At 56.4% G+C, this 24,578-nt stretch carries 20 protein-coding genes and 1 pseudogene; 17 read left to right on the plus strand and 4 right to left on the minus strand.

Features of this window, described 5'->3' with window-relative positions:
- Position 1: 1 nt before the first annotated feature.
- Both QLG03_RS24140 and QLG03_RS24145 read right to left on the minus strand, forming a co-directional pair.
- Positions 2–366 (minus strand): annotated as a pseudogene (locus QLG03_RS24140) (phage polarity suppression protein); the annotation flags it as partial.
- Between the two features lie 250 nt (positions 367–616).
- Complete coding sequence (locus QLG03_RS24145) at positions 617–3,382, minus strand: LuxR C-terminal-related transcriptional regulator (RefSeq protein WP_338019608.1); 2,766 nt, start codon at positions 3,380–3,382, stop codon at positions 617–619.
- Between the two features lie 254 nt (positions 3,383–3,636).
- Between QLG03_RS24145 and QLG03_RS24150 the strand changes: the two genes are divergently transcribed.
- The 12 genes from QLG03_RS24150 (at position 3,637) to QLG03_RS24205 (ending at position 16,407) form a co-directional block, all read left to right on the plus strand.
- Positions 3,637–4,596, plus strand: coding sequence for a thiamine pyrophosphate-dependent dehydrogenase E1 component subunit alpha (locus QLG03_RS24150; RefSeq protein WP_072422525.1), 960 nt, complete (start codon positions 3,637–3,639; stop codon positions 4,594–4,596).
- 11 nt (positions 4,597–4,607) lie between these two features.
- Entirely contained in the window at positions 4,608–5,627 is a 1,020-nt protein-coding gene (locus tag QLG03_RS24155; RefSeq protein WP_023288531.1) for an alpha-ketoacid dehydrogenase subunit beta, read from the plus strand.
- Positions 5,628–5,630: 3 nt separating this feature from the next.
- The gene (locus QLG03_RS24160) at positions 5,631–7,166 is read left to right on the plus strand and encodes a 2-oxo acid dehydrogenase subunit E2 (RefSeq protein ID WP_255988486.1); all 1,536 of its coding nucleotides are present in this window, start codon (positions 5,631–5,633) and stop codon (positions 7,164–7,166) included.
- The gene (gene lpdA / locus QLG03_RS24165; protein WP_282473675.1) at positions 7,156–8,553 is read left to right on the plus strand and encodes a dihydrolipoyl dehydrogenase; all 1,398 of its coding nucleotides are present in this window, start codon (positions 7,156–7,158) and stop codon (positions 8,551–8,553) included. The genes QLG03_RS24160 and lpdA overlap by 11 nt, the downstream gene beginning before the upstream one ends.
- A 177-nt stretch (positions 8,554–8,730) precedes the next feature.
- Positions 8,731–8,982, plus strand: a complete 252-nt coding sequence (locus tag QLG03_RS24170; RefSeq protein ID WP_023288528.1) for a zinc ribbon domain-containing protein — start codon at positions 8,731–8,733, stop codon at positions 8,980–8,982.
- A gap of 516 nt (positions 8,983–9,498) precedes the next feature.
- Positions 9,499–10,290 carry a phospho-2-dehydro-3-deoxyheptonate aldolase gene (locus QLG03_RS24175; protein WP_002889868.1) on the plus strand — a complete coding sequence of 264 codons (792 nt, stop codon included), beginning with the start codon at positions 9,499–9,501 and terminating at the stop codon, positions 10,288–10,290.
- Between the two features lie 14 nt (positions 10,291–10,304).
- Positions 10,305–10,856, plus strand: a complete 552-nt coding sequence (locus QLG03_RS24180) for a glycerol-3-phosphate responsive antiterminator (protein ID WP_023288526.1) — start codon at positions 10,305–10,307, stop codon at positions 10,854–10,856.
- Positions 10,857–10,876: 20 nt separating this feature from the next.
- Positions 10,877–12,415: an FGGY-family carbohydrate kinase gene (locus tag QLG03_RS24185; protein ID WP_048296783.1), complete on the plus strand. Its 1,539-nt coding sequence runs from the start codon at positions 10,877–10,879 to the stop codon at positions 12,413–12,415.
- A gap of 11 nt (positions 12,416–12,426) precedes the next feature.
- Positions 12,427–13,188 carry an SDR family oxidoreductase gene (locus QLG03_RS24190; protein WP_023288524.1) on the plus strand — a complete coding sequence of 254 codons (762 nt, stop codon included), beginning with the start codon at positions 12,427–12,429 and terminating at the stop codon, positions 13,186–13,188.
- A gap of 16 nt (positions 13,189–13,204) precedes the next feature.
- Positions 13,205–14,200, plus strand: coding sequence for a 2-hydroxyacid dehydrogenase (locus QLG03_RS24195; RefSeq protein ID WP_044521147.1), 996 nt, complete (start codon positions 13,205–13,207; stop codon positions 14,198–14,200).
- Positions 14,201–14,288: 88 nt separating this feature from the next.
- Entirely contained in the window at positions 14,289–15,551 is a 1,263-nt protein-coding gene (locus QLG03_RS24200) for a PTS transporter subunit IIC (RefSeq protein WP_023288522.1), read from the plus strand.
- A gap of 217 nt (positions 15,552–15,768) precedes the next feature.
- Complete coding sequence (locus tag QLG03_RS24205) at positions 15,769–16,407, plus strand: glutathione S-transferase family protein (protein WP_240247322.1); 639 nt, start codon at positions 15,769–15,771, stop codon at positions 16,405–16,407.
- Between the two features lie 40 nt (positions 16,408–16,447).
- On the opposite strand, the gene QLG03_RS24210 is transcribed toward QLG03_RS24205, so the two are convergent.
- Together QLG03_RS24210 and QLG03_RS24215 are read right to left on the minus strand one after the other, a co-directional pair.
- Positions 16,448–17,197, minus strand: coding sequence for a class I SAM-dependent methyltransferase (locus QLG03_RS24210; RefSeq protein WP_050533125.1), 750 nt, complete (start codon positions 17,195–17,197; stop codon positions 16,448–16,450).
- A 57-nt stretch (positions 17,198–17,254) separates the two neighbouring features.
- Positions 17,255–17,512: a YjhX family toxin gene (locus tag QLG03_RS24215; protein WP_044521137.1), complete on the minus strand. Its 258-nt coding sequence runs from the start codon at positions 17,510–17,512 to the stop codon at positions 17,255–17,257.
- Between the two features lie 466 nt (positions 17,513–17,978).
- Here QLG03_RS24215 and glaH point away from each other — a divergent pair, with 466 nt between their 5' ends.
- The 5 genes from glaH to gabP all read left to right on the plus strand — a co-directional run bounded on the left by glaH (position 17,979) and on the right by gabP (position 24,556).
- Positions 17,979–18,956 (plus strand): glutarate dioxygenase GlaH, encoded by a 978-nt coding sequence (gene glaH / locus QLG03_RS24220; protein WP_048334107.1) that lies wholly within the window; start codon positions 17,979–17,981, stop codon positions 18,954–18,956.
- Positions 18,957–18,983: 27 nt separating this feature from the next.
- On the plus strand, positions 18,984–20,252 hold the full coding sequence (gene lhgO, locus QLG03_RS24225) for an L-2-hydroxyglutarate oxidase (protein WP_117135886.1): 1,269 nt from the start codon (positions 18,984–18,986) through the stop codon (positions 20,250–20,252).
- A 23-nt stretch (positions 20,253–20,275) separates the two neighbouring features.
- Positions 20,276–21,724 carry an NADP-dependent succinate-semialdehyde dehydrogenase gene (gene gabD, locus QLG03_RS24230; RefSeq protein ID WP_023288516.1) on the plus strand — a complete coding sequence of 483 codons (1,449 nt, stop codon included), beginning with the start codon at positions 20,276–20,278 and terminating at the stop codon, positions 21,722–21,724.
- Positions 21,725–21,736: 12 nt separating this feature from the next.
- Complete coding sequence (gene gabT, locus QLG03_RS24235) at positions 21,737–23,020, plus strand: 4-aminobutyrate--2-oxoglutarate transaminase (protein ID WP_032453043.1); 1,284 nt, start codon at positions 21,737–21,739, stop codon at positions 23,018–23,020.
- A gap of 135 nt (positions 23,021–23,155) precedes the next feature.
- Positions 23,156–24,556, plus strand: coding sequence for a GABA permease (gene gabP / locus QLG03_RS24240; protein WP_032453065.1), 1,401 nt, complete (start codon positions 23,156–23,158; stop codon positions 24,554–24,556).
- Positions 24,557–24,578 lie beyond the last annotated feature (22 nt).

A 24,578-nucleotide genomic window follows, 5' to 3' on the forward strand; every position in this document is an offset into this window, starting at 1 on the left:
GCTATTTTTCCTGATTATCGACCCGTGAAGCCGCGTCAGGCCTGAATCCGATGGCCGTTAAAATATCGCCGTCTTCTGCGGCATAATGAATTTCTTCACCGGTACTCAGCCACACGGACAGCGCTTCGCGCAGGTAATGCGCCGAACGGTCGAGAGCCTGGCCGGTCAGGAGTGCAGGGCGTTGAATAATCTCCATCAGTTCCAGATCAAGCGTGGCGGCCAGCTCAGCACCGTATACATGTATAAAGTCATTCAGACAGTTGCGGCTACTAATGCACTGCACCGCTTATGGGAGCAGATATAGAGCCCGGCAACCTGAGTCATCTCCCATTTTTTGACGTCGCTAATCTGGCGCAGTTCCTGCAATTGATCTCCTCCCTGAATTTGGGCCTGAGTCACCTGGAGTCGACGCACTTAATGATCCTAACCCCAATACACGGAGGAGATCATTAAATTAAATGTCCTTATCGCTGAGCCAGGGCATCAAAACTGCCATCACCGTTCAGAGATAGCTCCCCATGGACTTACTAGTACTCGATTATCCATGGCTCATAGCCCCGTTAAGAAAGTGGCTCGTCTTAATAAGATTTTCTATCCAGCCCCCCTGTTCAAACCATTAATCCAGTAATTTCATCTCCAGCGCTCGACTCATCGCTTGAGTGCGGCTATTCACTTTAAGCTTCGCGTAGATGTTTTTGATGTGCCATTTGACCGTCTCGGCAGAAATAGCGAGGGAGCGGGCGATTTCTTTGTTCATCTGACCTTCAGCGATCAGCTGTAATATCTGAAATTCTCGCTCGCTGAGTTCCCCATGAATATCGGGGCTTCCACTATTAAACGGTGTACTGTCTGCAGGCGCGCGCTTGTCTGCCCAGGGACCTTGCACTCCCCCTTCCTCTGTACAAGCCGAAGAGGTTTCATTCATACCGGCAAGCAAAGGTTGCAATGTATCGCCAGCGTCAAGAAAGAGGCCCTTGAGATGCTGTTGTTCAGCCAGCTGCAGCACTGGCTGAAATGTCATGCGCGCAGCGGCAGTTTTGCCGCTGTTCCACAAGGCTAATGACCAGAGCGTACGCAGACGCGCTGCGGTTAACCTGTCCCCCCGGCTTTCCTGATCGGAGACCATCTCAGCCAGTAAAATGCAGGCTTGCGGCGCCTGGCCTCTGGCGAGAAGAAGCCGGCTGCGGCTAAGAGATACAGACATAACAATGGCGCGTTGGCGGGGATGTTCGGCATCCATTCTGAAGCTGGCGGCCATTTGTTCAAGCTGCCGTTGCAGTTGCTCTGCGCCGGTGAAATTGCCGCGCTGCAAGCGCACCCTCACCTGCTCGGCTAACAACATGGCCTGGAGCCGTTGCCAGCCGCGAGACACCGCAAGGCGCTGCGCATGCTCCAGCAATCGCTCGGCCTCATAGGGCATATCGCTATCTAAGGCCTGATGCGCGAGATAGGTATAGCAACGACTCAGCGCGTCGGGTGGACTGAACCGGTCGATGAATTCGAGCCGGTCGGCTAACAGATGCTCGGGCGAGTCACCCCTCTGACATTCATATGCTATCTCCGCCAGCAGCGGCGCCAGCGTCGCACCACTGGTCGACTGGGTGCCGGTATAACATTCAGCCTGGCGCAACGTTTTCTCTGCGTACCACCCGGCTTTTCCCAGATCGCCCTGACAAAGATGGCACTGGGCAATGATAAACGCGCGATAAACCGAGACAAACAGATTATCTAAAGGACTTTCCGGAGAGGGCATATGCTGTTGAACCTCCAGCGCGTCGTGATAGCGCTGGTTAACAACATGGCAATAGCTGAGAATATTGCATATCAGACCATCAACCCAGGTGTCGCCGCAGGGCACTTCGGCCAGCAACGGCTGAACAATAGCCAGACTCTCCGGGATATTTTCAGCAAAGGCTTCGCAAATTGCCCGCACAACGCGCAATTTACACCAGGTACTGCGGGTTAAATCCTCACGATGATGAAGCACCATCTGATCGAGGTTATCAAGCAGCTGCCTCGACTCATCAAAGTGGAAATAATGCGCCAGTGCCCAGGCCAGGTTAATTTGCAGGTCAATGCGCGCAGGATCGGTGCTGGGCGGTAAATGATGCATCCATGAGATCAGGGTATCGATATCCCCTTCTTCCGCCAGTGACTGAGCGCTTGCGCCGTCCTGCCCGGGGCTATGCACCGGCTTGCCTGCGCTGAGCGCATGGCGTACCGCCTCAGACCACAGTTTCTGTTCGACGAACCAATGACTGGCTAATTCATGTAGCTGTTTGCGATCAATAGCGTTGTTCTGCTGCAGCATGGTCCGAAGATTTTCCTGCAACAGAGGATGGTAGCGGAACCAGTAGCCTTGTTCGTCAAGGGCTGACAAAAAAAGGTTGTGTCGCTCAATCCATGCCAGCATTGCTTGACTGTCATCTCGTCCTGTCACTGCATTGCATAGTTCGGCATTTAACCGACTGAGGAAGGACGTTTTCACCAGGAAATCAAGCACCTCTTCCGGCAGCGGGTCCAGGACCACCTCTTTAAGATAGCGGGCAATGGACCGTGTTCCTCCATGCATATTGCGCAACAGATGCTCGGGATCATGCTGTAATTCTGCCGACAAAGAAGCGATCTTCATCCCTGCGATCCAGCCCTCAGTCACGGACTGCAGCCGCTGTGCATGGTGGTTGCTGAGGGGTAGCGCAACCGTGCGGCTAAAATAGTGTTTCGTTTCTTCGAGCGTGAATTGCAGGTCTCGATCATAGATTTCCACCAGTTGGTCCTGGGCCTGCAGCTGGCTCAGCGCAAGATTGGGGTGGAAACGGCTGCCAATGACCAGATGCAAGGCGGCAGGCGCATGCTTGAGTAAATACCCCAGCGCTTCATAGACCCCACGATCGTTAATCACGTGAAAGTCGTCGATAATCAGGTATATGTCATGCGGGCAGTAGTGTAGCTGGTTAATGAGCCCGGCCAGCAGCTGCTCGGAGCTGGAGAGCTTTTGTTCTTCCATATCACGCCAGAAATCGGCGTCCCAGTCAGCATAGAGTGGACGCAATGCTTGCAGCAGGTAAGGAATAAACTGCCATACGTCATCATCATCCTCATCGAGGCTCAGCCAGGCGATACGTTCCCCCTGGGCGACCATCTGCTGATGCCATTGCGCCAACAGCGTGGTTTTGCCAAATCCAGCGCCAGCGCAAACGACGCCCAGCCGACACTGCTGAACGGGATTGAGAAGCTGAAGAAGCCGGGGGCGCTCCAGCAATTGTATCGAGGAGCGAGGCGGGACGAATTTGGTCAGGATTAGCGGCAAGCCTCGCGTCAGCCGCAATGGCCCGGAGACCAGTGATGGTGATTGGCGACTTTCAAAATCCGATGGCTTCATCCGTGGTTATCTACTCGCTTTGTTTTTTTTCAATTGTACGCCAGCCCCCGGGATGACATGGGGCCGCCAAACTTTATAGCTACACAAAATTTAGAAAGTTTGACCTCAAGCATGAAAACCCCCACCTACCCCCCCATGAAGGTGGCTTCGCACTCCCTATAACCGCTCGTAGATTCATTGCATGGGTGTGGCCAGGGTTATCCGCCCTGTCTGTTGGCCCCGCCTGGGTGACCTTTATTGAGGAGAATTAAATCATGCTCAGCAAACAGGCGTTATTGCAGGCTTACCGCAAGATGCGGGAGATCAGGACCTTTGAAGAGCGGTTGCATCAGGAAAATACCAGCGGTGATATTCCCGGCTTCATTCACCTTTACACCGGTGAGGAGGCCATCGCGGTGGGGGTCTGCGAAAATTTAACGAGCGCAGATTTTATTGGTTCAACACACCGTGGACATGGCCACTGTATTGCTAAAGGGTGCGACATTCACGGCATGATGGCCGAAATATTCGGTAAGGACAGCGGGTTATGTCGCGGTAAGGGTGGGTCGATGCACATTGCCGATCTGTCGAAAGGAATGCTGGGAGCGAACGCTATCGTTGGGGGAGCCCCTCCCCTGGCCATCGGCGCCGCGCTAACGGCAAAGACGCTAAAAACCGGCAACGTCGGTGTCTCTTTTACGGGCGATGGGGGTTCTAATCAGGGCCTGGTCTTTGAAGCCATCAATATGGCCGTCGTGCTCCAGCTTCCAGCGGTCTTTATTTTCGAGAACAACGGTTACGGCGAAGGGACCGGTCATGACTACGCCGTGGGTGGGCGTGATATCGCCCGACGCGCCGCTGGCTTCGGCCTGCCGGCAGTGACCGTTGATGGCACCGATTTCTTTGCCGTTTATGAGGCCACTTCAGAGGCAGTCAAACGTGCGCGAGAAGGCGGTGGCCCAAGCGTCATTGAGGCCAAAGCCTTCCGCTGGCACGGTCATTTTGAGGGGGATCCCGCGCTATACCGCGCGGAAGGTGAAGTGCAACGCCTGCGTGAACAACATGATCCGCTGAAGATTTTCACCGCTAAGGTCAAACAGCATATCACCCCGGAAGAACTGGCGGCGATTGACGAGGAAGTCGAAGCCCTTGTCAACGATGCGGTATTGAAGGCCCGCGCCGCTGCCTATCCGGCTCCGGAAGACCTGCTGACAGACGTTTATGTCTCATATTGAGGGTGATAACTATGGCGATTAAAACCTATCGTGAAGCGGTCAAGGAAGCCCTGGCTCAGGAAATGGAACGCGATGAACGCGTGGTGCTCATCGGTGAAGATTTGCGTGGCGGTCATGGCGGAAATGCGCCCGAAGAGGCGAAGATAGAAGCTTTTGGCGGTGTGCTCGGCGTCACTAAAGGGCTGTGGACGCAGTTCGGCTCCGATCGGGTGATCGACACGCCCATTACCGAGTCGGCCATCATCGGTATGGCGGCGGGCGCCGCAGCGACGGGTCTGCGGCCGGTCGCGGAATTGATGTTCATGGATTTTTTTGGCGTGAGTCACGATGCGCTGTACAACCAGGCGGCTAAGTTCCGCTACATGTTTGGTGGCAAAGCCAGAGCCCCGCTGGTGATGCGAGGTATGATCGGCGCGGGGTTTTCCGCCGCGGCCCAGCATTCACAGTCACCCTATAATATCTTTGCCACCACGCCAGGGCTGAAGGTGGTGGTGCCCTCGACGCCTTATGACGTCAAAGGTCTGTTAATCCAGTCAATTCGCGACGACGACCCGGTGGTTTTCTGCGAGCATAAAATGCTGTACGACCTCAAGGGCGAGGTACCGGACGAGAGCTATACCCTCCCGCTAGGTGTAGCCAACTATACCCGCGAAGGAGAAGACGTCACCATCATTGCGTTGTCGGCAATGGTGCATAAAGCCAATCAGGTGGCGGACAAACTGGCCAGAGAGGGGATCTCGGTCGAGGTGGTCGACCCGCGGACCATTTCGCCGCTGGATGAGGAAGGGATTCTGGAATCGGTGGCGTCCACGGGGCGGGTAGTGATTGTCGACGAATCCGCGGCACGCTTCGGTTTTGCTCATGATGTCGCGGCGCTGATCGCGTCCCAGGCATTCCATTTCCTCAAAGCGCCCGTTCTGCTGGTGACGCCGCCACACACGCCGGTCCCGTTCTCCCCTGCTCTCGAAAAACTCTGGATCCCTGGCGTAGAACGTATCGAAGCCGCCGTCCGTCAAGTGCTGGAGGATTAACCTATGAGCGAAATCAAGACGCTTGAAATGCCAAAGTGGGGGCTTTCCATGGAAGAAGGCTTGCTCGCTCGGTGGGCAATCCAGGAGGGTGACAGCTTCACCCCAGGGCAGGAAATCTGTGAGATTGAAACCAGTAAAATCGTCAATGTGCTGGAGGCCCCCTTTGCCGGTACGTTACGTCGGATACTCGCCCGAGAGGGTGAGACGCTTCAGGTAGGCGCCGTGCTGGCCCTGGTGGCTGACGCTTCGGTCAGCGATGCTGACCTGGACGAATTCGCTGCCACTCTGGCTACGGCGAAATCCGCAGCCCCTGGCACGGAGGCTGCCGCGCCGGACGTAGCGGCACAGGCGGGCGCTAAGCCACCTTCCGTTGTTTCGCCGCCATCCAACAGCCCCGAGCCCCCCGTTGGGCAGACCGACATCCCCGTCAGTCTGCAAGGCGTGACCGATGTGACTCAGGTTAATGCCACGCCCCATGCGTTACGACTCTCTGCCCGCTGGGGTGTCGACCTGAAAAAAGTCCGCGGCAGCGGGCGCGGGGATCGTATCTCTGTTTCTGATCTGGAAAGCGCGATCCTTGCCGCCGGCGGTCGCCTGGCCTCTCCGACGCCCCCTGTTCGTCGCAGCAAAGCGCCCCGCTCGCATGCCGATGACAGCCAGGTATCGGCCACCCCGCTGGCGCGCCGTCTGGCCAGCAAGCTGGGTATCAACTTGCATGACTGCCGAAGCAGCGGTTCACGCGGCCGGGTGAGTCGCGATGATGTGCTGGCCGCGGCGTTGTTACTCGACGAGCACCCGCAGACCAGCCCGGTACAGGAGAGTACCCCGGTACCCTTTGAGAGCATCCCCATGTCCGGTATGCGGCGGGCTATCGCCTCTCGCCTGCAAACGTCCAAGCAACAGTCTCCCCATTTCCGTTTGAGCGTCGATCTCGATCTGGAACGACTGTTAGCGCTACGTCAGGAAATTAACCGCGAAGTACCCGGCGTCAAGATTTCGGTTAATGACCTGCTGGTGAAGGCCTGCGCCCTGGCGCTGGTGGCCGTGCCTGACGTCAACATTCAGTTTGATGAAGCGACACAAAGTATCCGCCGCTTTGCGGATGCCGACATTTCGGTGGCCGTTGCGCTGCCTGCCGGGCTAATTACCCCTATTGTCCGCTCGGCGAACCGGAAATCGATTAGCGACATATCGAACGAAATTCACTCGCTGGTGACCAGGGCCAAAGCGGGCACGCTGAAGCCGGAAGAGTTCCAGGGGGGGACCTTTAGCGTGTCAAATCTGGGGATGCTTGGCGTCCGGCAGTTTGACGCCATCATCAATCCACCGCAAAGCGCAATCCTCGCCATTGGCGCCGGCGAAATGCGGGCGGTAGTACGCGACGGGCAAATCGTCGCGCGCCAGCAAATGACGGTATCGCTATCCTGCGATCACCGGGTTATCGATGGCGCGGCAGGTGCGGCTTTTCTCCGGGAACTCAGGCGACTGGCTGAAACCCCAACCTTGATGTTTATCCAGGAGACGAGCTATGCACGATAAATACGATGTGCTGATCATCGGCGGTGGTCCTGGGGGATATGTGGCCGCCATCCGTGCCGGCCAGCTAGGGCTTCGTACCGCATTAGTGGAAAAACAACATCTGGGCGGCATCTGCCTGAACTGGGGATGCATTCCAACCAAGGCGCTGTTGCATGGCGCTGAGGTCGCGCACAGTATCACCCATGCCAGTCAGCTGGGCATCAGCGTGGGTGAGGTGAACGTCGATCTGCAGAAACTGGTGCAGTTTAGCCGTACCGTATCGCAACAGCTCACCGGCGGGGTGGCGTACCTGTTGAAGAAAAATGGCGTGCAGGTCATTGATGGCACCGCGCGGCTGCGCGGCAAGGGGCAAATAACGGTCGAGGATGCCCGGGGGGAGATGCGCGATTACCGGGCCGATCACGTGATCCTGGCCACGGGCGCCCGACCACGCGCATTACCAGGCATCGCGCCAGATGGCGAATATATCTGGACCTATTTCGAGGCGCTGCGGCCTAAGCTATTGCCCAGGTCGCTATTAATCATCGGTTCAGGGGCGATTGGCGTCGAGTTCGCCAGCCTTTATAACGATCTGGGCTGTAAAGTGACGCTGGTCGAGCTAGCGTCGCAGATTTTGCCAGTGGAAGATGCCGAGGTGTCTGCAGCAGTGCGTAAGTCATTCGAAAAACGCGGTATTGAGGTCCATACCCAGACCCTGGTGACGCAAGTACAGCTCACCGGGACCGGGGTGCGCTGCACCATGAAAAACACCGGCGCCGAATATTCTCAGGACGTCGAACGCGTGCTGCTGGCGGTCGGCGTACAGCCGAATATTGAAGATCTGGGGCTGGAAACGCTGGGCGTCGAGTTAGACCGCGGTTTTATCAAGACGGACACCGCTTGTCGCACTAACGTATTCGGGCTTTATGCCATCGGCGATGTAGCCGGCCCGCCGTGCCTGGCGCACAAGGCCAGCCACGAAGGCGTGAACTGCGTTGAGACACTGGCTGGTGTCGAAGGCGCCCACCCGCTTGATCGCGACTATGTGCCCGGTTGCACATATGCCCGGCCCCAGGTTGCCAGTCTGGGCTTGACGGAATCGACGGCCCTGGCCAGGGGACGGCCCGTCAGGATCGGTAAGTTCTCCTGGCAGAATAATGGTAAGGCGCTGGCCAGCGGCGAGACAGAGGGCTTTGTGAAGACGATTTTCGATGCTGAAACCGGCGAGTTGCTGGGCGCGCATATGGTTGGCGCACAGGTCACGGAACTGATCCAGGGGTTTGGCATCGCCCGTCACCTGGAGGCCACAGATGAAAGTCTCCTGTCGATGATCTTCGCGCATCCAACACTTTCCGAAGCGATGCATGAATCCATCCTCGCGGCCTGCGATCAACCATTGCATCAATAAGAAATAAGGGAGGCGATAGCTGCGCGATACGGAGTACGTTGCCCGTTATCCCTCCCGCACGCCCCGGCAGAAGATCCACCAGAACGGTTACGGCAGGATCTATTGATCTGAAACGCTAAACGCCAGGCGTAAATTCTGTATGTTTAGTAGACAACTCAACGACAGGAGGAGCGCTCTATGACACAGCACGAACGGTTTTGCCAGGCCTGCGGAATGCCGATGTCCGCACCCGATGCGCAAGGGGCCAGCGATAAATATTGCGCGTATTGCAGCGACAGCGACGGTAATCTGAAATCCTGGGAAGAGGCCGTATCCGGTCTGGCGGCTTTTCTCGACTCCTGGCAAAAGGTGGGCGTAGCGGAATCACGGAAACGGGCAAAACGTTACCTGACGGCGATGCCTGCCTGGGCGCACAAAGCGGACGAGTAATTTGCCCGGGCGCCGGGAAGAAATCATTCCGGGGGACAGACCGCCATGCCGACAACGATGCTATAACGTTTTTGTACGCCATCCGGACGGGAATAAATGCGCGTTTGTGGATGGCGACCTGCAGGCAGGAGCATGCATGGATGGGTTCTTCATGCGGATGAAATAAACGCCTGGCGTTCTCCCTCTTGTCAGGATGCGTTATTGCATGGTTTTTTAAGGGTTCGGTTTCTGTATTTAACCCGGCACCTTTCACGTCATACAACATATTGATGTGATGAATCTCTCATTTCAACGACACCAACTGGACAGTAAGTTATCGCGTGTGTTAGTTATTTAATCACGCAAGAGAACAAATTTAATTTAAACAAAAGTTAAACCTTTCTCACTTTGCTAAAAAATTGCATTGATAATGCTTTGGATTCCCGAACCATTATCAAAAGGGTATGTGAACAGAAAGCCCTCAGAGACGCGAGTCTCTGAGGGCTTTTTTTTGTTTTTTATCTCAGGAGTAAATAAATGTCTAAAGAACGTCGTCTCTCAAGAATATTCGCAAAAGATGGTAAATCCGTGACCTTAGCGCTGGATGGCTACTATTTTTCCACGAAAACAAATGGTATTGATAATACGATAAATCAGCTCCCTGCTCTGGTGGAACACGGCCTGGATTGCGCGCTCGTCACGTACGGCATGTTGAAGAATTATCGTGAAGCGCTGAACAGCGTTCCCGTTGTGTTACGCGTCGACAGCACGGTCAGTATCTTTGACAATACCGTTCCCGATACTACCCCCGTTTTTTCCGTCGAAGATGCGCTTAAAGTCGCTGCCGAGGGAGTGGTCTGCATGACCTTCCCCGGCGCCTTCAATGAAGAAAAAACCCACATTATGGCGATGCAACTCGCGCAGGCAGCGGATCGCTGGAACGTACCGCTGATTGTCGAATCGCTCCCGTATGGTTATCCCGTCACCAGCGATGACTCTAACAATCCGGCCATCATCGCTGCATCGGCCCGCGCAGCGGTGGAGCTGGGCGCGGACGTCATCAAAACGCGTTTTACCGGTTCACCAGAGGACCGACTGATCGTTGAAGCTGCTGGCGTGCCGGTGCTTGCCTTAGGGGGGCCAAAAACCGGCATCGATGGTTACTTCAAATTTGTTCAGCACTGTATGCAGATGGGTGCGAAAGGCGTGGCTGTGGGACGAAACATTACCCAGGATCCGCAGCCGGCGAAAGTGGTAGCAGGTCTGAATGCCATCATCCATGAAAACGCAACAGCGGAAGATGCATACAGCCTCTACATGGCTAAATAACATCGGAAATTAATATGATTTTAAATAACACCATCATCCCTTCCATCAGGAAGTATAAATACTTTGAGAAAGCATTAACCTGCCAGTCAGAATATGTGCTGCTATCCGAAGCGAATATCGGCAACCTGCAGTCGCTGATTGGCAAATGCCATCAAAGCGGTAAGAAGGTCCTCGTTCACCTTGAATTACTGGGTGGTTTTAAACCGGATCAGGCGGGGATCAATCTACTGAAAAATTATTACAAGGTTGATGGTGTTATTTCTTCCAATCTCTCCGCGCTACGCTACGCCAAAAAAGAGGGATTGCTGACCGTATATCGGGTTTTACTTATCGATTCGCGATCGCTTGATCAGTCGCTCGATATTGTTAAACACAGTCCACCGGACGCAATTGAAATCTTACCTGCTGAATATGCCTGCCAGTGTCTGGAGTTGATTAGCCGAAATTTGAAAGGCTTTGATGTGGTATTCATCGCCGGAGGCTTTGTTAAGCGCAAATACCTTGTAGATAAAATATTCCATGCCGGATTTAAAGGGATAACCACCAGCGAGCCCGGCTTATGGTAACCAATAAGGAGTCCACGCGAATGAAAGATGAATACGTCATGGGCATCGACAATGGTGGAACCGTCACCAAGGCAGCCATCTATGACCGTAAAGGACAGGTGCTCGCGATCGCCTCAAAATCCACGCAGATGCTGACACCCCGGGAATTCCACACAGAGCGCAGTATCGATGAGCTGTGGGCCGCGAATGTCGAAGTGATTAAAAAAGCGATTGAGCAATCAGGTATCGATGCCAGCCAGATAAAAGGAGTGGCCGTCACCGGTCATGGTAACGGTCTGTATCTGGTTGACGAAGAAGGTCACCCGGTGCGTAACGGCATTATATCCACCGACAGCCGGGCAAAAGAGTACGTTGAGAGATGGCAACGCTCGCCAGAATTCCTTACCGACATTTTGCCAAAAACAATGCAGTCCATCTGGGCCGGACAACCTGTCGCCTTGCTGGCATGGCTGAAGGACTTCGAGCCCGAGACGCTGCAAAAAGCGCGTTATATTTTTATGGTCAAGGACCTGATCCGTTTTTACCTGACAGGAGAGGCTTTTCTTGAGCTGACCGATATCTCAGGCACCAACCTGATCAACGTACGTGACTGCAAGTATGACGATGAACTGCTGGCATGGTGGGGACTTGATGAACTGCGGGATAAATTGCCCCCCATCAAACGCTCAACGGAATGCTGCGGAAAAATCACTGACGATGTCGCCCGTCTGACCGGTTTATGCGCAGGTACGCCGGTTTCTGGCGGGGTGTTTGATATCTCGGCCTCTTCCATTGCCTCGGGGATCAACAGTCTCGATAAGATGGCGATCGTCACCGGCACCTGGAGCATAAACGAATACGTTACCGACCACCCGGTTATTGATAAAGATCTGTTTATGACCTCCATTTATCCCATTGAGGGTAAATGGCTCATCACCGAGGCCAGCCCCACCTCCGCGAGCAACCTGGAGTGGTTTATTAACAACTTCATGGAGAGCGATCGGAAAACCTCCGCCGAACAAGGATCGTCGGTCTATGACCTGTGCAATAAGCTGGTTTCGTCAACGACGCCGGATGAAAGCCACCTGCTGTTCTTTCCGTTCGTGTTTGGCTCTAACACCATTCCCGACGCCTCGGCCGGCTTTATCGGTGTAAACAGCTTTCATAAAAAAGCCCATTTTCTGCGGGCGATTTATGAGGGCGTGGCCTTTAGCCATCTCTACCACACCGAGCGCTTGCGCAATATTAACCCGAAGTTAAGCCGCACAATTCGTATTGCCGGCGGTGTCACGAACTCCCCGGTCTGGCTACAGATATTCGCCGATATCTTCCAGGCCACGCTGGAAATCGTTGACGTCAAAGAGCACGGGACCCTGGGTACCGCGATGACCGCAGCCGTCATGGTGGGCTGGTTTGCAGAGGTATTTGCTGCCTCAAACGAAATGGTCCATGTCTCACGCACCGTCTCCCCTAATCCGGAAAATCACCGGGTCTACCAGACCAAATACCAGCTTTATAAAAACCTGTTATCAGAAATGCAGTCGCCGTGGAAAAGCTGCAGCAACTACATTGCGCACTAAGTGAGGAAAAAATGGATCTGAATTTAACGAATCGTACGGCCATCGTGACAGGCGGCGCAACCGGCCTGGGGAAAGAGTTTGTTCTTTCTCTCGCCAAAGAAGGCGTCAATATCTGCTTTACCTATATGCGGGAAGAAGAGCATCCCGAACGGCTGATCGAAACGGTGAAGGCCAGCGCGAACGTAGAGATCATCGCGGTTAAAACCGATCTCTCTGACGAACAGAGCCGGGAAAATCTGTTTGCCACCTGTATCGACAGACTGGGCAAAGCCGACATTCTGGTGAATAACGCCGGGATCTGGCTGAGCGGCTACGTCACCGAGATCAGCCCGCAGGACTGGGATCTGGTGATGAATGTCAATCTGAAAGCCATCTTCCATCTCAGCCAGCTATTTGTAAATCACTGCCTGCAGCATGACCGGATGGGCAGCATTCTGAATATTACCTCGCAGGCCGCGTTCCACGGCTCCACGACGGGACATGCGCACTACGCGGCAAGTAAGGCCGGTCTGGTCGCCTTTGCTATCTCTCTGGCGCGGGAAGTCGCCAAACAAAAAATCAATGTGAACAATATCGCCGTCGGGATCATGGATACTGCGATGATCCGTAAGAACATTGAGCAAAACCCTGACTATTACGTCAGTCGTATTCCGGTGGGCCGCGTGGCTCAGCCTCAGGAAATTGCCGACATCGGTGTCTTCATGGTTTCTCCTAAGACCAGCTATATGACGGGAGCAACTCTGGACGTTACCGGCGGTATGTTGATGCGTTAATCGAGGGAGAATCATTATGAAATGTCTGGCAATTGCCGATCTGTTTATCAATGCAGCAATGATGGAATCAGGACTGAAAGCGCTCAGGGATAACGGGATTGAAGTCGAAGTACGCGAGTGGTCACATGACTCCATTGAGAAACTTCAGGAAGATAATCTGCGGGTTGAACAGGAAGGCGCGGAAGCCGTGGCCTTACCGGAAGATCTGCTTCAGGGAGCGGGTGATATTGACATCCTGATCACTCAGTTTGCCCCCGTCAATACTGCGGTGTTCGATAAACTACCCACGCTGAAATATGTAGGCGTACTCCGCGGTGGCGTGGAAAACGTGAATCTTGAGGTGGCGAACGCCCGGGGCGTTGAGGTGATGAACACCCCGGGGCGTAACGCTCGCAGCGTCGCTGAATTCACGGTCGGCATGATCCTGGCGGAAATGCGCAATATCGCCCGGTCACACGATGCCCTGCGTGATAAATACTGGCGTAAAGACAGCCCGAACCATCAGGCGATCCCGGAGCTTGGCGGAAAAGTCGTGGGGCTGGTTGGCCTCGGCCATATTGCCCAACTGGTCGCGGGATTTCTCAGCGGCTTTGGCACGGAGATTATCTTTTACGATAAGTACGTTGCAGGCCATGAACGTTATGAGAAAGTCGATTCACTGGACGAACTGGTACAACGCGCCGACGTTATCTCGTTACATGCTCGCCTGACGCCGGAAACCGAAAATCTGATTAACGCACACCATTTCGCGCTGATGAAGCGCAGTGCCATCATTGTTAACACGGCACGCTCCGGGTTAATCAATGAAAAAGAGATGATTGATGCGCTCAGATCCGGGCAAATTATGGGCGCCGCGCTTGATACCTTTGATGACGAACCGCTTCCTGACGACAGTGCATTCTATACCCTGAATAACGTGACCATTACGCCGCATATTGCCGGGAGTACCATTGACGCATTCAGTAATTCGCCCAAACGCTTCGCTGAGATCCTTTTAAAGAAACTCAGTTAAATACTAAAAGAACCATTAAAGGTATTAACAGGGCCCAATGGGCACGGGTTAACTCGTGCCCAATTCGCCCGCCTTTTAAGGAATCATTATGGATATTATCAACAGCATTATTAGTCTGGGGGCATCAGTAATGATGCCAGTAATATTCTTTATTATCGCGCTTTGCTTTGGCGTTAAAATCGGTACGGCATTTAAAGCAGGGATGCTGGTCGGCATTGGTTTTGAAGGGGTGGGGCTGGTGATTGGCCTGCTGCTGACAAACCTGGGCCCGGCATCGCAGGCGATGGTTGAGCGTATCGGCCTGCAGTTAACGGTCGTTGATACCGGTTGGCCTACCGCATCGACTATTGGCTGGGGTTCGCCGCTGATGCTGCCCGTCGTGGTGGGCTTTATCGTCATCAACCTGGCCATGCTTCTGTTGAAATTAACCAAAACGGTGAATATCGATATTTTTAATTACTGGATTTTCCTGATCATGGGGTCTGTGGTCTATGCCGGAACGGGAAATTACTGGCTTTCTGTCGGTATTACTTTCGCTATTTTTGTGTTGACGCTATTGGCCGCAGATTTAACGGCGCCGTATTTACAAAAAAACTATAATCTTAAAGGGATATCATTCCCACATCTTACCTGTATAGCTTACGTGCCGTTTGGCATTGCCTGTAATTACATCATTGATAAGATCCCGCTCATCAATAAAATCAATTTCGATCCGGAAAGTATTAATAAAAAATTCGGCGTTTTTGGCGAGCCTCTTACCCTGGGGTTTGTGCTGGGACTGCTGTTGGCTTTCCTGGCTGGATATGACATTTCCGCTGCCGTTTCACTGGCCATTAAGGTTTCAGCCGCCATGCTGCTGCTGCCGAAAATGATTGAAATTCTGGTGCAGGGATTGTTGATTGTTCGTGATGCAGCTGAAGCAAAACTGAAGGCTAAATTTCCGGGGCGCGATTTTTACATCGGGATGGATACGGCGTTATTGATCGGTGAACCTTCGGTACTGGCGACCGGTCTGCTGTTAATCCCTATGGCTGTGGTGCTGTCTATCATTCTGCCCGGCAACCGCGTACTGCCCTTTGTCGATCTGGCTTCGTTAATGTTCCTGCTGGCAATGGTCACGCCGTTCTGTAAACGAAATATGTTCCGCATGTTCATAACCGGAACCCTGATCGTGACCTGCATCCTGTATGTCGGGACGGACATTTCGCAAGAATATACTCAGGCGGCGGTGAACTCACATATTCCGGTACCGGAAGGGATGGCCGAGATCACCAATATCGTCGGCGGCGCCACGACGCCTGTCGGCTGGCTGGCCGTCAAATTTGGCGAGTTTTTTAGCGCCACACCTTAGTACAAGACCACTTAAGTAAACAGAGGGCAAACTGTTGCCCTCTGTTTCTTCCTCTCATTCTGTGCGCTGAATAGCTGGCTCAGCGACGCCCCTGGTTTGAACATCTGACCAGCGCGTCCGCCCCCTGCGCGGCGAGGTGGCTCATTTCTTTTGTGACCCCTCCCGTTTTCAACCCTACCTGCTATGCTCCTTCTTTCCCTGTTCACAGGAGATCCCGATGCTGACTATCTGGGGCCGAAAAACTTCCTCTAACGTGCAGGCGCTGATGTGGTGTGTTGGCGAGCTTGGGCTGGACTATCTCCGGTTCGACGTGGGCCATCGCTATGGCGGTACCGACAGCGAGGCGTTTTATCAGCTCAATCCCAATCGTACGGTGCCAGTGCTGCAGGATGGCGATAATCCGCCGCTGTGGGAAACCGGCGCGATCCTTCGCTATTTAGCCAGTCGCTACGCCGACGACGCCTTCTGGCCGGGCGACCTGCTGGCTCGTACTGAGGTTGATCGCTGGGCCGAGTGGTCAAAGCAGAATATTGCCCTCGGCTTTACGGCGCCGGTGTTCTGGCGCGTGGTGCGCACGCCTGCCGCCGAGCGGGATCCGCAGGCCATCGCCGCGGCGGTGACGGCCCTGGAGCAAAAGCTGGCGATTGCCGAGGAACGTCTCGCCGGCGGTCGCTATCTGGTGGGCGATACGCTCACCCTGGCCGACATCCAGTTTGGTCATGTGCTGTACCGCTACTTTGCAATCGATATCCCCCGTCGTCCCCTCCCCCATCTTGCGGCCTATTATGCACGGCTAACCGCACGGCCCGCCTTTCGCCAACACGTCATGGTCAGCTACGACGAGCTGAGGGTCTGAAGATGGTCGGTAGCGCCTCCCGACGCTACCGACACGCTGGTTAACGCGCCATCAGGACAAACACGCCCCAGCCGAGATATTCCCGGGTCCAGGTGACATGGTGCAGCGGCGCGGTGGTCAACTGCTGGCGAACCTCCGGCGCGAAGTCATCGTGCGGATTGGCCTCCAGCCAGCGGCGCATCGTCAGCCATTTCGCCGCTTCATAACGATCCCAGCCCTCCTGGTCCGCCAGCACCATCTCCACTACGTCATAGCCCAGTTCGCCGAAGTGGGCGACCAGCGCCGGCAGCGTCAGGAAGTCGTCGGGAGAGTGCGCGCCGCAGGCAACCGCCTCTTCCGCCGTGGCAGGGCGTTTGCGCCACCATGGCTCGCCAATCAGCAGCATGCCGCCTGGGTTAAGGCTCTGCTTCAGCAGCGCAATCGTGCCTGCCACGCCGCCGCCGATCCACGTTGCCCCCACGCAGGCGGCAATATCGCACGGCTGACTGGCGACATACCCGCTGGCATCCTGGTGCACAAAGGTCACCCGGTCGCTCACCCCGAGCGCCTCTGCCCGGGCGGCCGCCTGCTGGCTGAACAGCAGGCTCATGTCCACCCCGGTGCCGACGATCTGATGATCGCGCGCCCAGCTACAGAGCATCTCTCCGGAGCCGCTGCCGAGGTCAAGAATGGAGGCGCCCGGCGCCATTCGCAGCGCCCGCCCCAGCGTGGCGTACTTTTCCGGGGTAAAAGGGTTATGAATACGGTGTTCGCTTTCACTGATAGTAAAAATGCGAGGGATATCGATCATGGTTTTTTCTCCTTGAGAGCCATACGCCCGGGCAGCGACCCTGCCCGGGTCGCTGTATCAGCGGTTGTCCGCCTGCGCGCGAACGTTGGTCAAACCGGTGATGTTGATCCGGTACGGCTGGCCATTCACCGACTTAATCAGCTTTTTGGTTTTGAGCTTTTTGAAGACCGCGAGGGTGCAGTCGCTCAGCAACAGCCCTTCCCGGGTGTAGCATTCGACGGCGGTAATGCGGCCGGAGGTATCACGGACGTGCGCAATACGGCCACCTTTGGCGAGTACGTGTAAGGTCCGTTGTTCCTGACGGGATAAATTCATACTGAAACCTGTTCATTATCATGTGCGAAAACATGCCTACACCCGCAGGTGTGTGCGTAAGGTTTAAGCGCAGCGATAATCAGTCCGGCCTGGGCAGGTCGGGAAGCTGATTATCTGATAATGACATTCTCCAGCATCGAAGCCTCGGTGAGCATTGAAAGGTATTTACCGGCTGAATGTTAACACCTTCATCTGGTAAGGGTATTACACAGATTAAAAACTGTGATCGGCGTTATGATTTACCCTCAGCCTCCCCGGCATTTTGCCTTTTCCGCCACCCGCTTTGTTCCTCAACGTTAACCACCGACTTATCTCTCTCGCATTGTTAAATAATTGTTGGCAGATCACAAAATAGAAACAAAAAGGCCATTTCGTACGCATTTTATAAAAATGTAGATATTTTTAATTTATGGCTACGAAATGAACATCACCCTGACCTTCCATTCCATTGCGAGGAACGATCCTGATGAACGCCCTGACCGCAGTAAAACCGACATCCGCGCCGTTAGCTCAACACTTCCCTGGCTTTACCGTCGCCCCTTCCGCCCAGTCGCCGCGCCTGCTGGAGCTCACCTTTTCCGCCGACACCACCGCCCAGTTTCTGCAGCAGGTCGCGCAGTGGCCGGTGCAGGCGCTGGAGTACAAATCTTTCTTACGCTTCCAGGTGGGCAAGATCCTCGACGATCTGTGCGGCAACCAGCTGCAGCCGCTGCTGATCAAAACGCTGCTCGACCGCGCGGAAGGCGCGCTGCTGATCAACGGCGAAGGGATCGATCACGTCAGCCAGGCCGAGGAGATGGTCAAGCTGGCCACCGCCGTGGCGCACCTGATTGGCCGTTCCAATTTCGACGCCATGAGCGGCCAGTATTACGCCCGTTTCGTGGTGAAAAACGTCGATAACTCCGACAGCTATCTGCGCCAGCCGCACCGGGTGATGGAGCTGCACAACGACGGCACCTACGTCGAAGAGCAAACCGACTATGTGCTGATGATGAAGATCGACGAGCAGAACATGCAGGGCGGCAATTCCCTGCTGCTGCATCTCGACGACTGGGAGCACCTCGACGAATTCTTCCGCGACCCGCTCGCCCGCCGCCCGATGCGCTGGGCCGCGCCGCCGAGCAAAAACGTCAGCAAAGATGTCTTCCACCCGGTATTCGACGTCGACCAGTTGGGTCGCCCGGTGATGCGCTATATCGACCAGTTCGTCCAGCCGAAAGATTTCGAAGAAGGCACCTGGCTGAGCCGCCTCTCCGACGCGCTGGAAACCAGCAAAAACATTCTTTCTGTACCGGTTCCGGTAGGCAAATTTCTGTTGATAAACAACCTGTTCTGGCTGCACGGCCGCGACCGCTTTACGCCGCACCCGGACCTGCGCCGCGAGCTGATGCGCCAGCGCGGCTACTTTGCGTATTCCACGAATCATTACCAGACTCATCAATAAGGGTTTTCAGGCGAAGGAATTGAGCGGATGTATGATTTCGTGATTATCGGCGGCGGCATCATCGGCATGTCGACCGCCATGCAGTTAATTGAGATTTACCCGGACGCCCGCATTGCGCTGCTGGAAAAAGAGGCCGGCCCGGCCTGCCATCAGACCGGCCATAACAGCGGCGTTATCCACGCCGGGGTGTACTACACGCCCGGCAGCCTCAAGGCGCAGTTTTGCCTCGCCGGCAACCGCGCTACCAAGGCCTTTTGCGAGCAGAACGGCATCCGCTACGACGTCTGCGGCAAGATGCTGGTCGCCACCTCGCCGCTGGAGATGGAGCGGATGCGCGCCCTGTGGGATCGCACCGCCGCCAACGGCCTGCAGCGGGAATGGCTGAGCGCCGGGGAGCTGCGCGAGCGCGAACCGAACATCAGCGGACTCGGCGGGATCTTCGTCCCTTCCAGCGGCATCGTCAGCTACCGCGACGTGGCGGCGGCGATGGCGAAGAACTTCGAATCGAAAGGCGGCGCCATCGTCTACAACGCCGAAGTCAGCGCCCTGAAAGAACATGCCAGCGGCGTGGTCGTCCACACCCGCCAGGGCGGCGAGTATGAGGCCTCGACGCTGATTACCTGTTCCGGGCTGATGGCCGATCGACTGGTGAAAATGCTCGGCGTCGATCCCGGGTTTATCATCTGCCCGTTCCGCGGGGAGTATTTCCAGCTCGCTGCGCAGCACAATCAGATCGTCAACCATCTGATCTATCCGATCCCCGATCCGGCGATGCCGTTCCTCGGCGTCCACCTGACCCGCATGATCGACGGCAGCGTCACCGTCGGCCCCAACGCCGTGCTGGCCCTGAAGCGCGAAGGCTATCGCAAACGCGATATTTCGCTGGCCGATACCCTGGAGATCCTCACCTCGCCCGGCATTCGCCGGGTACTGCAAAACAACCTGCGCTCCGGGCTGGGCGAAATGAAAAATTCGCTGTGCCGAAGCGGCTATCTGCGGCTGGTGCAGAAATACTGCCCGAGCCTGACATTGCGCGATTTGCGCCCGTGGCCGGCCGGCGTGCGGGCGCAGGCGGTATCGCCGCAGGGCAAATTGATCGACGATTTTCTCTTCGTCACCACCGCGCGTTCCATTCACACCTGTAACGCGCCGTCACCCGCGGCGACGTCGGCTATCCCGATCGGCGCGCATATCGTCAGCAAGGTGCAGACCCTGCTGGCCAGCCAGAGCAATCCCGGACGCACGCTGCGTGCGGCACGTAGCGTGGAGACACTACACGCCGCTTTTACCCGTTAACCCCCTGAAGACAGGAAGCGATTATGCAACTCAACGATATGACTCTGTTTCGCCAGCAAGCGCTGATTGATGGTCAGTGGCGCGATGCGCCCAACGGCGACGTGATTGCGGTGACCAACCCGGCCAACGGCGAGCAGCTCGGCAGCGTGCCGAAAATGGGCGCTGACGAAACCCGACAAGCGATCGAAGCCGCTAACCGCGCCCTTCCCGCCTGGCGCGCCCTCACCGCCAAAGAGCGGGCGAATATTCTGCGCCGCTGGTTCGATCTCATGCTGGAGAACCAGGACGATCTCGCCCGTCTGATGACCCTCGAACAGGGGAAACCGCTGGCGGAAGCCAAAGGCGAAATCAGCTACGCCGCCTCCTTTATTGAATGGTTCGCCGAAGAAGGTAAACGCATTTACGGCGACACCATTCCGGGCCACCAGGCCGACAAGCGCCTGCTGGTGATTAAGCAGCCCATCGGCGTCACCGCCGCCATCACCCCGTGGAACTTCCCGGCGGCGATGATCACCCGCAAAGCGGGCCCGGCGCTGGCCGCGGGCTGCACCATGGTCCTGAAACCGGCCAGCCAGACGCCGTTTTCCGCGCTGGCGCTGGCCGAACTGGCGAATCGCGCCGGGATCCCCGCCGGGGTGTTCAACGTCGTCACCGGCTCAGCCGGCGCGGTCGGCGGCGAACTGACCAGCAACCCGCTGGTACGCAAGCTCTCCTTTACCGGCTCGACCGAGATTGGCCGCCAGCTGATGGAGCAGTGCGCGAAAGATATCAAAAAAGTCTCCCTGGAGCTGGGCGGCAACGCGCCGTTTATCGTCTTCGACGATGCCGATCTCGATAAAGCCGTCGAGGGGGCGCTGGCGTCGAAGTTCCGCAACGCCGGGCAAACCTGCGTCTGCGCCAACCGCCTGTACGTCCAGGACGGGGTGTATGACCGTTTCGCCGAGAAGCTGCAGCAGGCGGTGGAAAAACTGCGCATCGGCGACGGCCTGCAGGAGGGCGTCACGACCGGCCCGCTGATCGACGAGAAAGCCGTCGCCAAAGTTGAAGAACACATTGCCGACGCCATCGCCAAAGGCGCAAAGGTGGTCACCGGCGGCAAACCGCACGCCCTGGGCGGCAACTTCTTCCAGCCCACCATCCTGGTCAACGTGCCCGACAGCGCCAAAGTGGCGAAAGAGGAGACCTTCGGCCCGCTGGCCCCGCTGTTCCGCTTTAAAGATGAAGCCGACGTCATTGCCCAGGCCAACGATACCGAGTTCGGTCTCGCCGCCTATTTCTACGCCCGCGATCTGAGCCGTGTGTTCCGCGTCGGCGAAGCGCTGGAGTACGGCATCATCGGCATCAATACCGGAATTATCTCCACCGAAGTCGCTCCGTTCGGCGGCGTTAAGGCCTCCGGCCTCGGCCGCGAAGGGTCGAAGTACGGCATAGAAGACTACTTAGAAATCAAATACATGTGTATTGGCCTTTAACAGGAGTGACGGATGAACAGCAATAAAGCAATGATGGCGCGTCGCAACGACGCGGTCCCGCGCGGCGTCGGCCAGATCCATCCTGTCTTCGCCGAGCGCGCGGAGAACTGCCGGGTGTGGGACGTCGAAGGGCGGGAATATCTCGATTTTGCCGGCGGTATCGCGGTGCTCAATACCGGCCACCTGCATCCGCAGATTGTCGCCGCCGTGGAGGACCAGCTGAAAAAGCTGTCCCATACCTGCTTCCAGGTGCTGGCCTACGAGCCCTACCTGGCACTGTGCGAAAAGATGAACCAGAAGGTGCCTGGTGATTTCGCCAAGAAAACCCTGCTAGTGACCACCGGGTCGGAAGCGGTGGAGAACGCAGTGAAGATCGCCCGCGCGGCAACCGGGCGCAGCGGCGCGATCGCCTTCACCGGCGCCTATCACGGCCGCACTCACTACACCCTGTCGCTGACCGGTAAAGTGAATCCATACTCCGCCGGTATGGGATTAATGCCGGGTCACGTCTATCGCGCCCTCTATCCGTGCGCGCTGCACGGCGTCAGCGATGACGAGGCGATCGCCAGCATCCATCGTATCTTCAAAAACGATGCCGCGCCGGAAGATATCGCCGCCATCATTATCGAGCCGGTGCAGGGTGAAGGCGGATTCTATGCCGCCTCCCCGGCCTTTATGCAGCGCCTGCGCGCCCTGTGCGACGAGCACGGCATTATGCTCATCGCCGATGAAGTACAGAGCGGCGCGGGTCGCACCGGTACCCTGTTCGCCATGGAGCAGATGGGCGTCGCGGCGGATATCACCACCTTCGCCAAATCCATCGCCGGCGGTTTCCCGCTGGCGGGCGTCACCGGCCGCGCGGAGGTGATGGACGCCATCGCCCCGGGCGGACTGGGCGGCACCTACGCCGGCAACCCCATCGCCTGCGCCGCCGCCCTGGCGGTATTGCAGATTTTCGAGCAGGAGAATCTGCTGGAAAAAGCCAACCAGCTCGGCGATACCCTGCGCCAGGGCCTGCTGGCGATCGCAGAAGATCATCCGGAGATCGGCGACGTGCGCGGTCTGGGAGCGATGATCGCCATTGAGCTGTTTGAAGAGGGCGACCACAGCAGGCCGAACGCCAGGCTGACGGCGGATATTGTCGCCCGGGCGCGCGACAAAGGTCTGATTCTGCTCTCCTGCGGGCCGTACTACAACGTGCTGCGCATCCTGGTGCCGCTGACCATCGAAGAGGCGCAGATCGAGCAGGGGCTGAAGATCATCGCCGACTGCTTTACCGAGGCGAAACAGGCATAGCACACCAGACATGCGGACACGAAGTACGTTAGTAAGGGAATAAAGACGAGACCTGCAAAACAACAATAATACGCGTGCCCCGGCGCGGGAATGTCGGGGCGCTCTCCCAGGTGACACACTTCGAGAGGGTAAATGATGGGGCAACTGTCGCAATCACAGGATTTAGGGGCGGGGCTGAAGTCGCGCCACGTCACGATGTTATCTATCGCCGGGGTGATCGGCGCGAGTTTATTTGTCGGATCCAGCGTCGCCATTGCCGAGGCGGGCCCGGCGGTGCTGCTGGCCTATCTGTTTGCCGGGCTACTGGTGGTGATGATTATGCGTATGCTGGCCGAAATGGCGGTCGCCACGCCGGATACCGGCTCCTTTTCCACCTATGCCGATAAAGCCATCGGCCGCTGGGCGGGGTATACCATCGGCTGGCTGTACTGGTGGTTTTGGGTATTGGTTATTCCGCTGGAAGCCAATATCGCGGCGATTATTTTGCATTCATGGGTGCCGGGCGTCCCGGTGTGGCTGTTCTCTCTGGTCATCACCCTCGCCCTCACCGGCAGTAATCTGCTGAGCGTCAAAAACTACGGCGAATTCGAGTTCTGGCTGGCGCTGTGCAAAGTGGTCGCTATTCTGGCGTTTATCATACTGGGCGCGGTCGCCATTACCGGCTTTTATCCGTATGCCGAGGTGAGCGGCATTTCGCGTCTGTGGGATCACGGCGGCTTTATGCCCAACGGCTTCGGCGCGGTGCTGAGCGCGATGCTGATCACCATGTTCTCGTTTATGGGCGCGGAGATTGTCACTATTGCCGCCGCCGAATCGGATACCCCGGATAAACATATCGTGCGCGCCACCAACTCGGTGATCTGGCGTATCTCTATTTTTTATCTGTGCTCGATCTTTATCGTCGTCGCCCTCATCCCATGGAATATGCCGGGGCTGAAGAGCATCGGCTCCTACCGCTCGGTGCTCGAGCTGCTGCATATTCCCTATGCCAAGCTGATTATGGACGGCGTGATCCTCCTGTCGGTCACCAGCTGTCTGAACTCGGCGCTGTATACCGCCTCGCGGATGCTCTACTCCCTGAGCCGCCGCGGCGATGCGCCGGCCTTCATGGGGCGGACCAACCGCAGCAAAACGCCGTACGTGGCGGTGCTCCTCTCCACCGGCGCGGCGTTCCTCACCGTGGTGGTGAACTACTACGCGCCTGCCAAGGTGTTTAAATTCCTCATCGACAGCTCCGGCGCCATCGCCCTGCTGGTCTATCTGGTGATCGCCGTTTCGCAACTGCGGATGCGTAAAATCCTTCAGGCGCAAGGCGGCGAGATCCGTCTCAGAATGTGGCTCTATCCGTACCTGACATGGCTGGTGATCGCCTTTATCACCTTCGTGCTGGTGGTGATGCTGTTCCGTCCGGCGCAGCAGCTGGAGGTGATCTCTACCGGCCTGTTAGCATTGGGAATTATTTGTACGGTACCGATTATGTCGCGCTGGAAAAAGCTGGTATTGTGGCAAAAACTGCCGCTGCAAAATACGCGTTAACCCTGTTCCCGGCCCCCGCCGG

Source organism: Klebsiella sp. V115_8 (assembly GCF_029967715.1).
GTDB lineage: Bacteria > Pseudomonadota > Gammaproteobacteria > Enterobacterales > Enterobacteriaceae > Klebsiella > Klebsiella quasipneumoniae.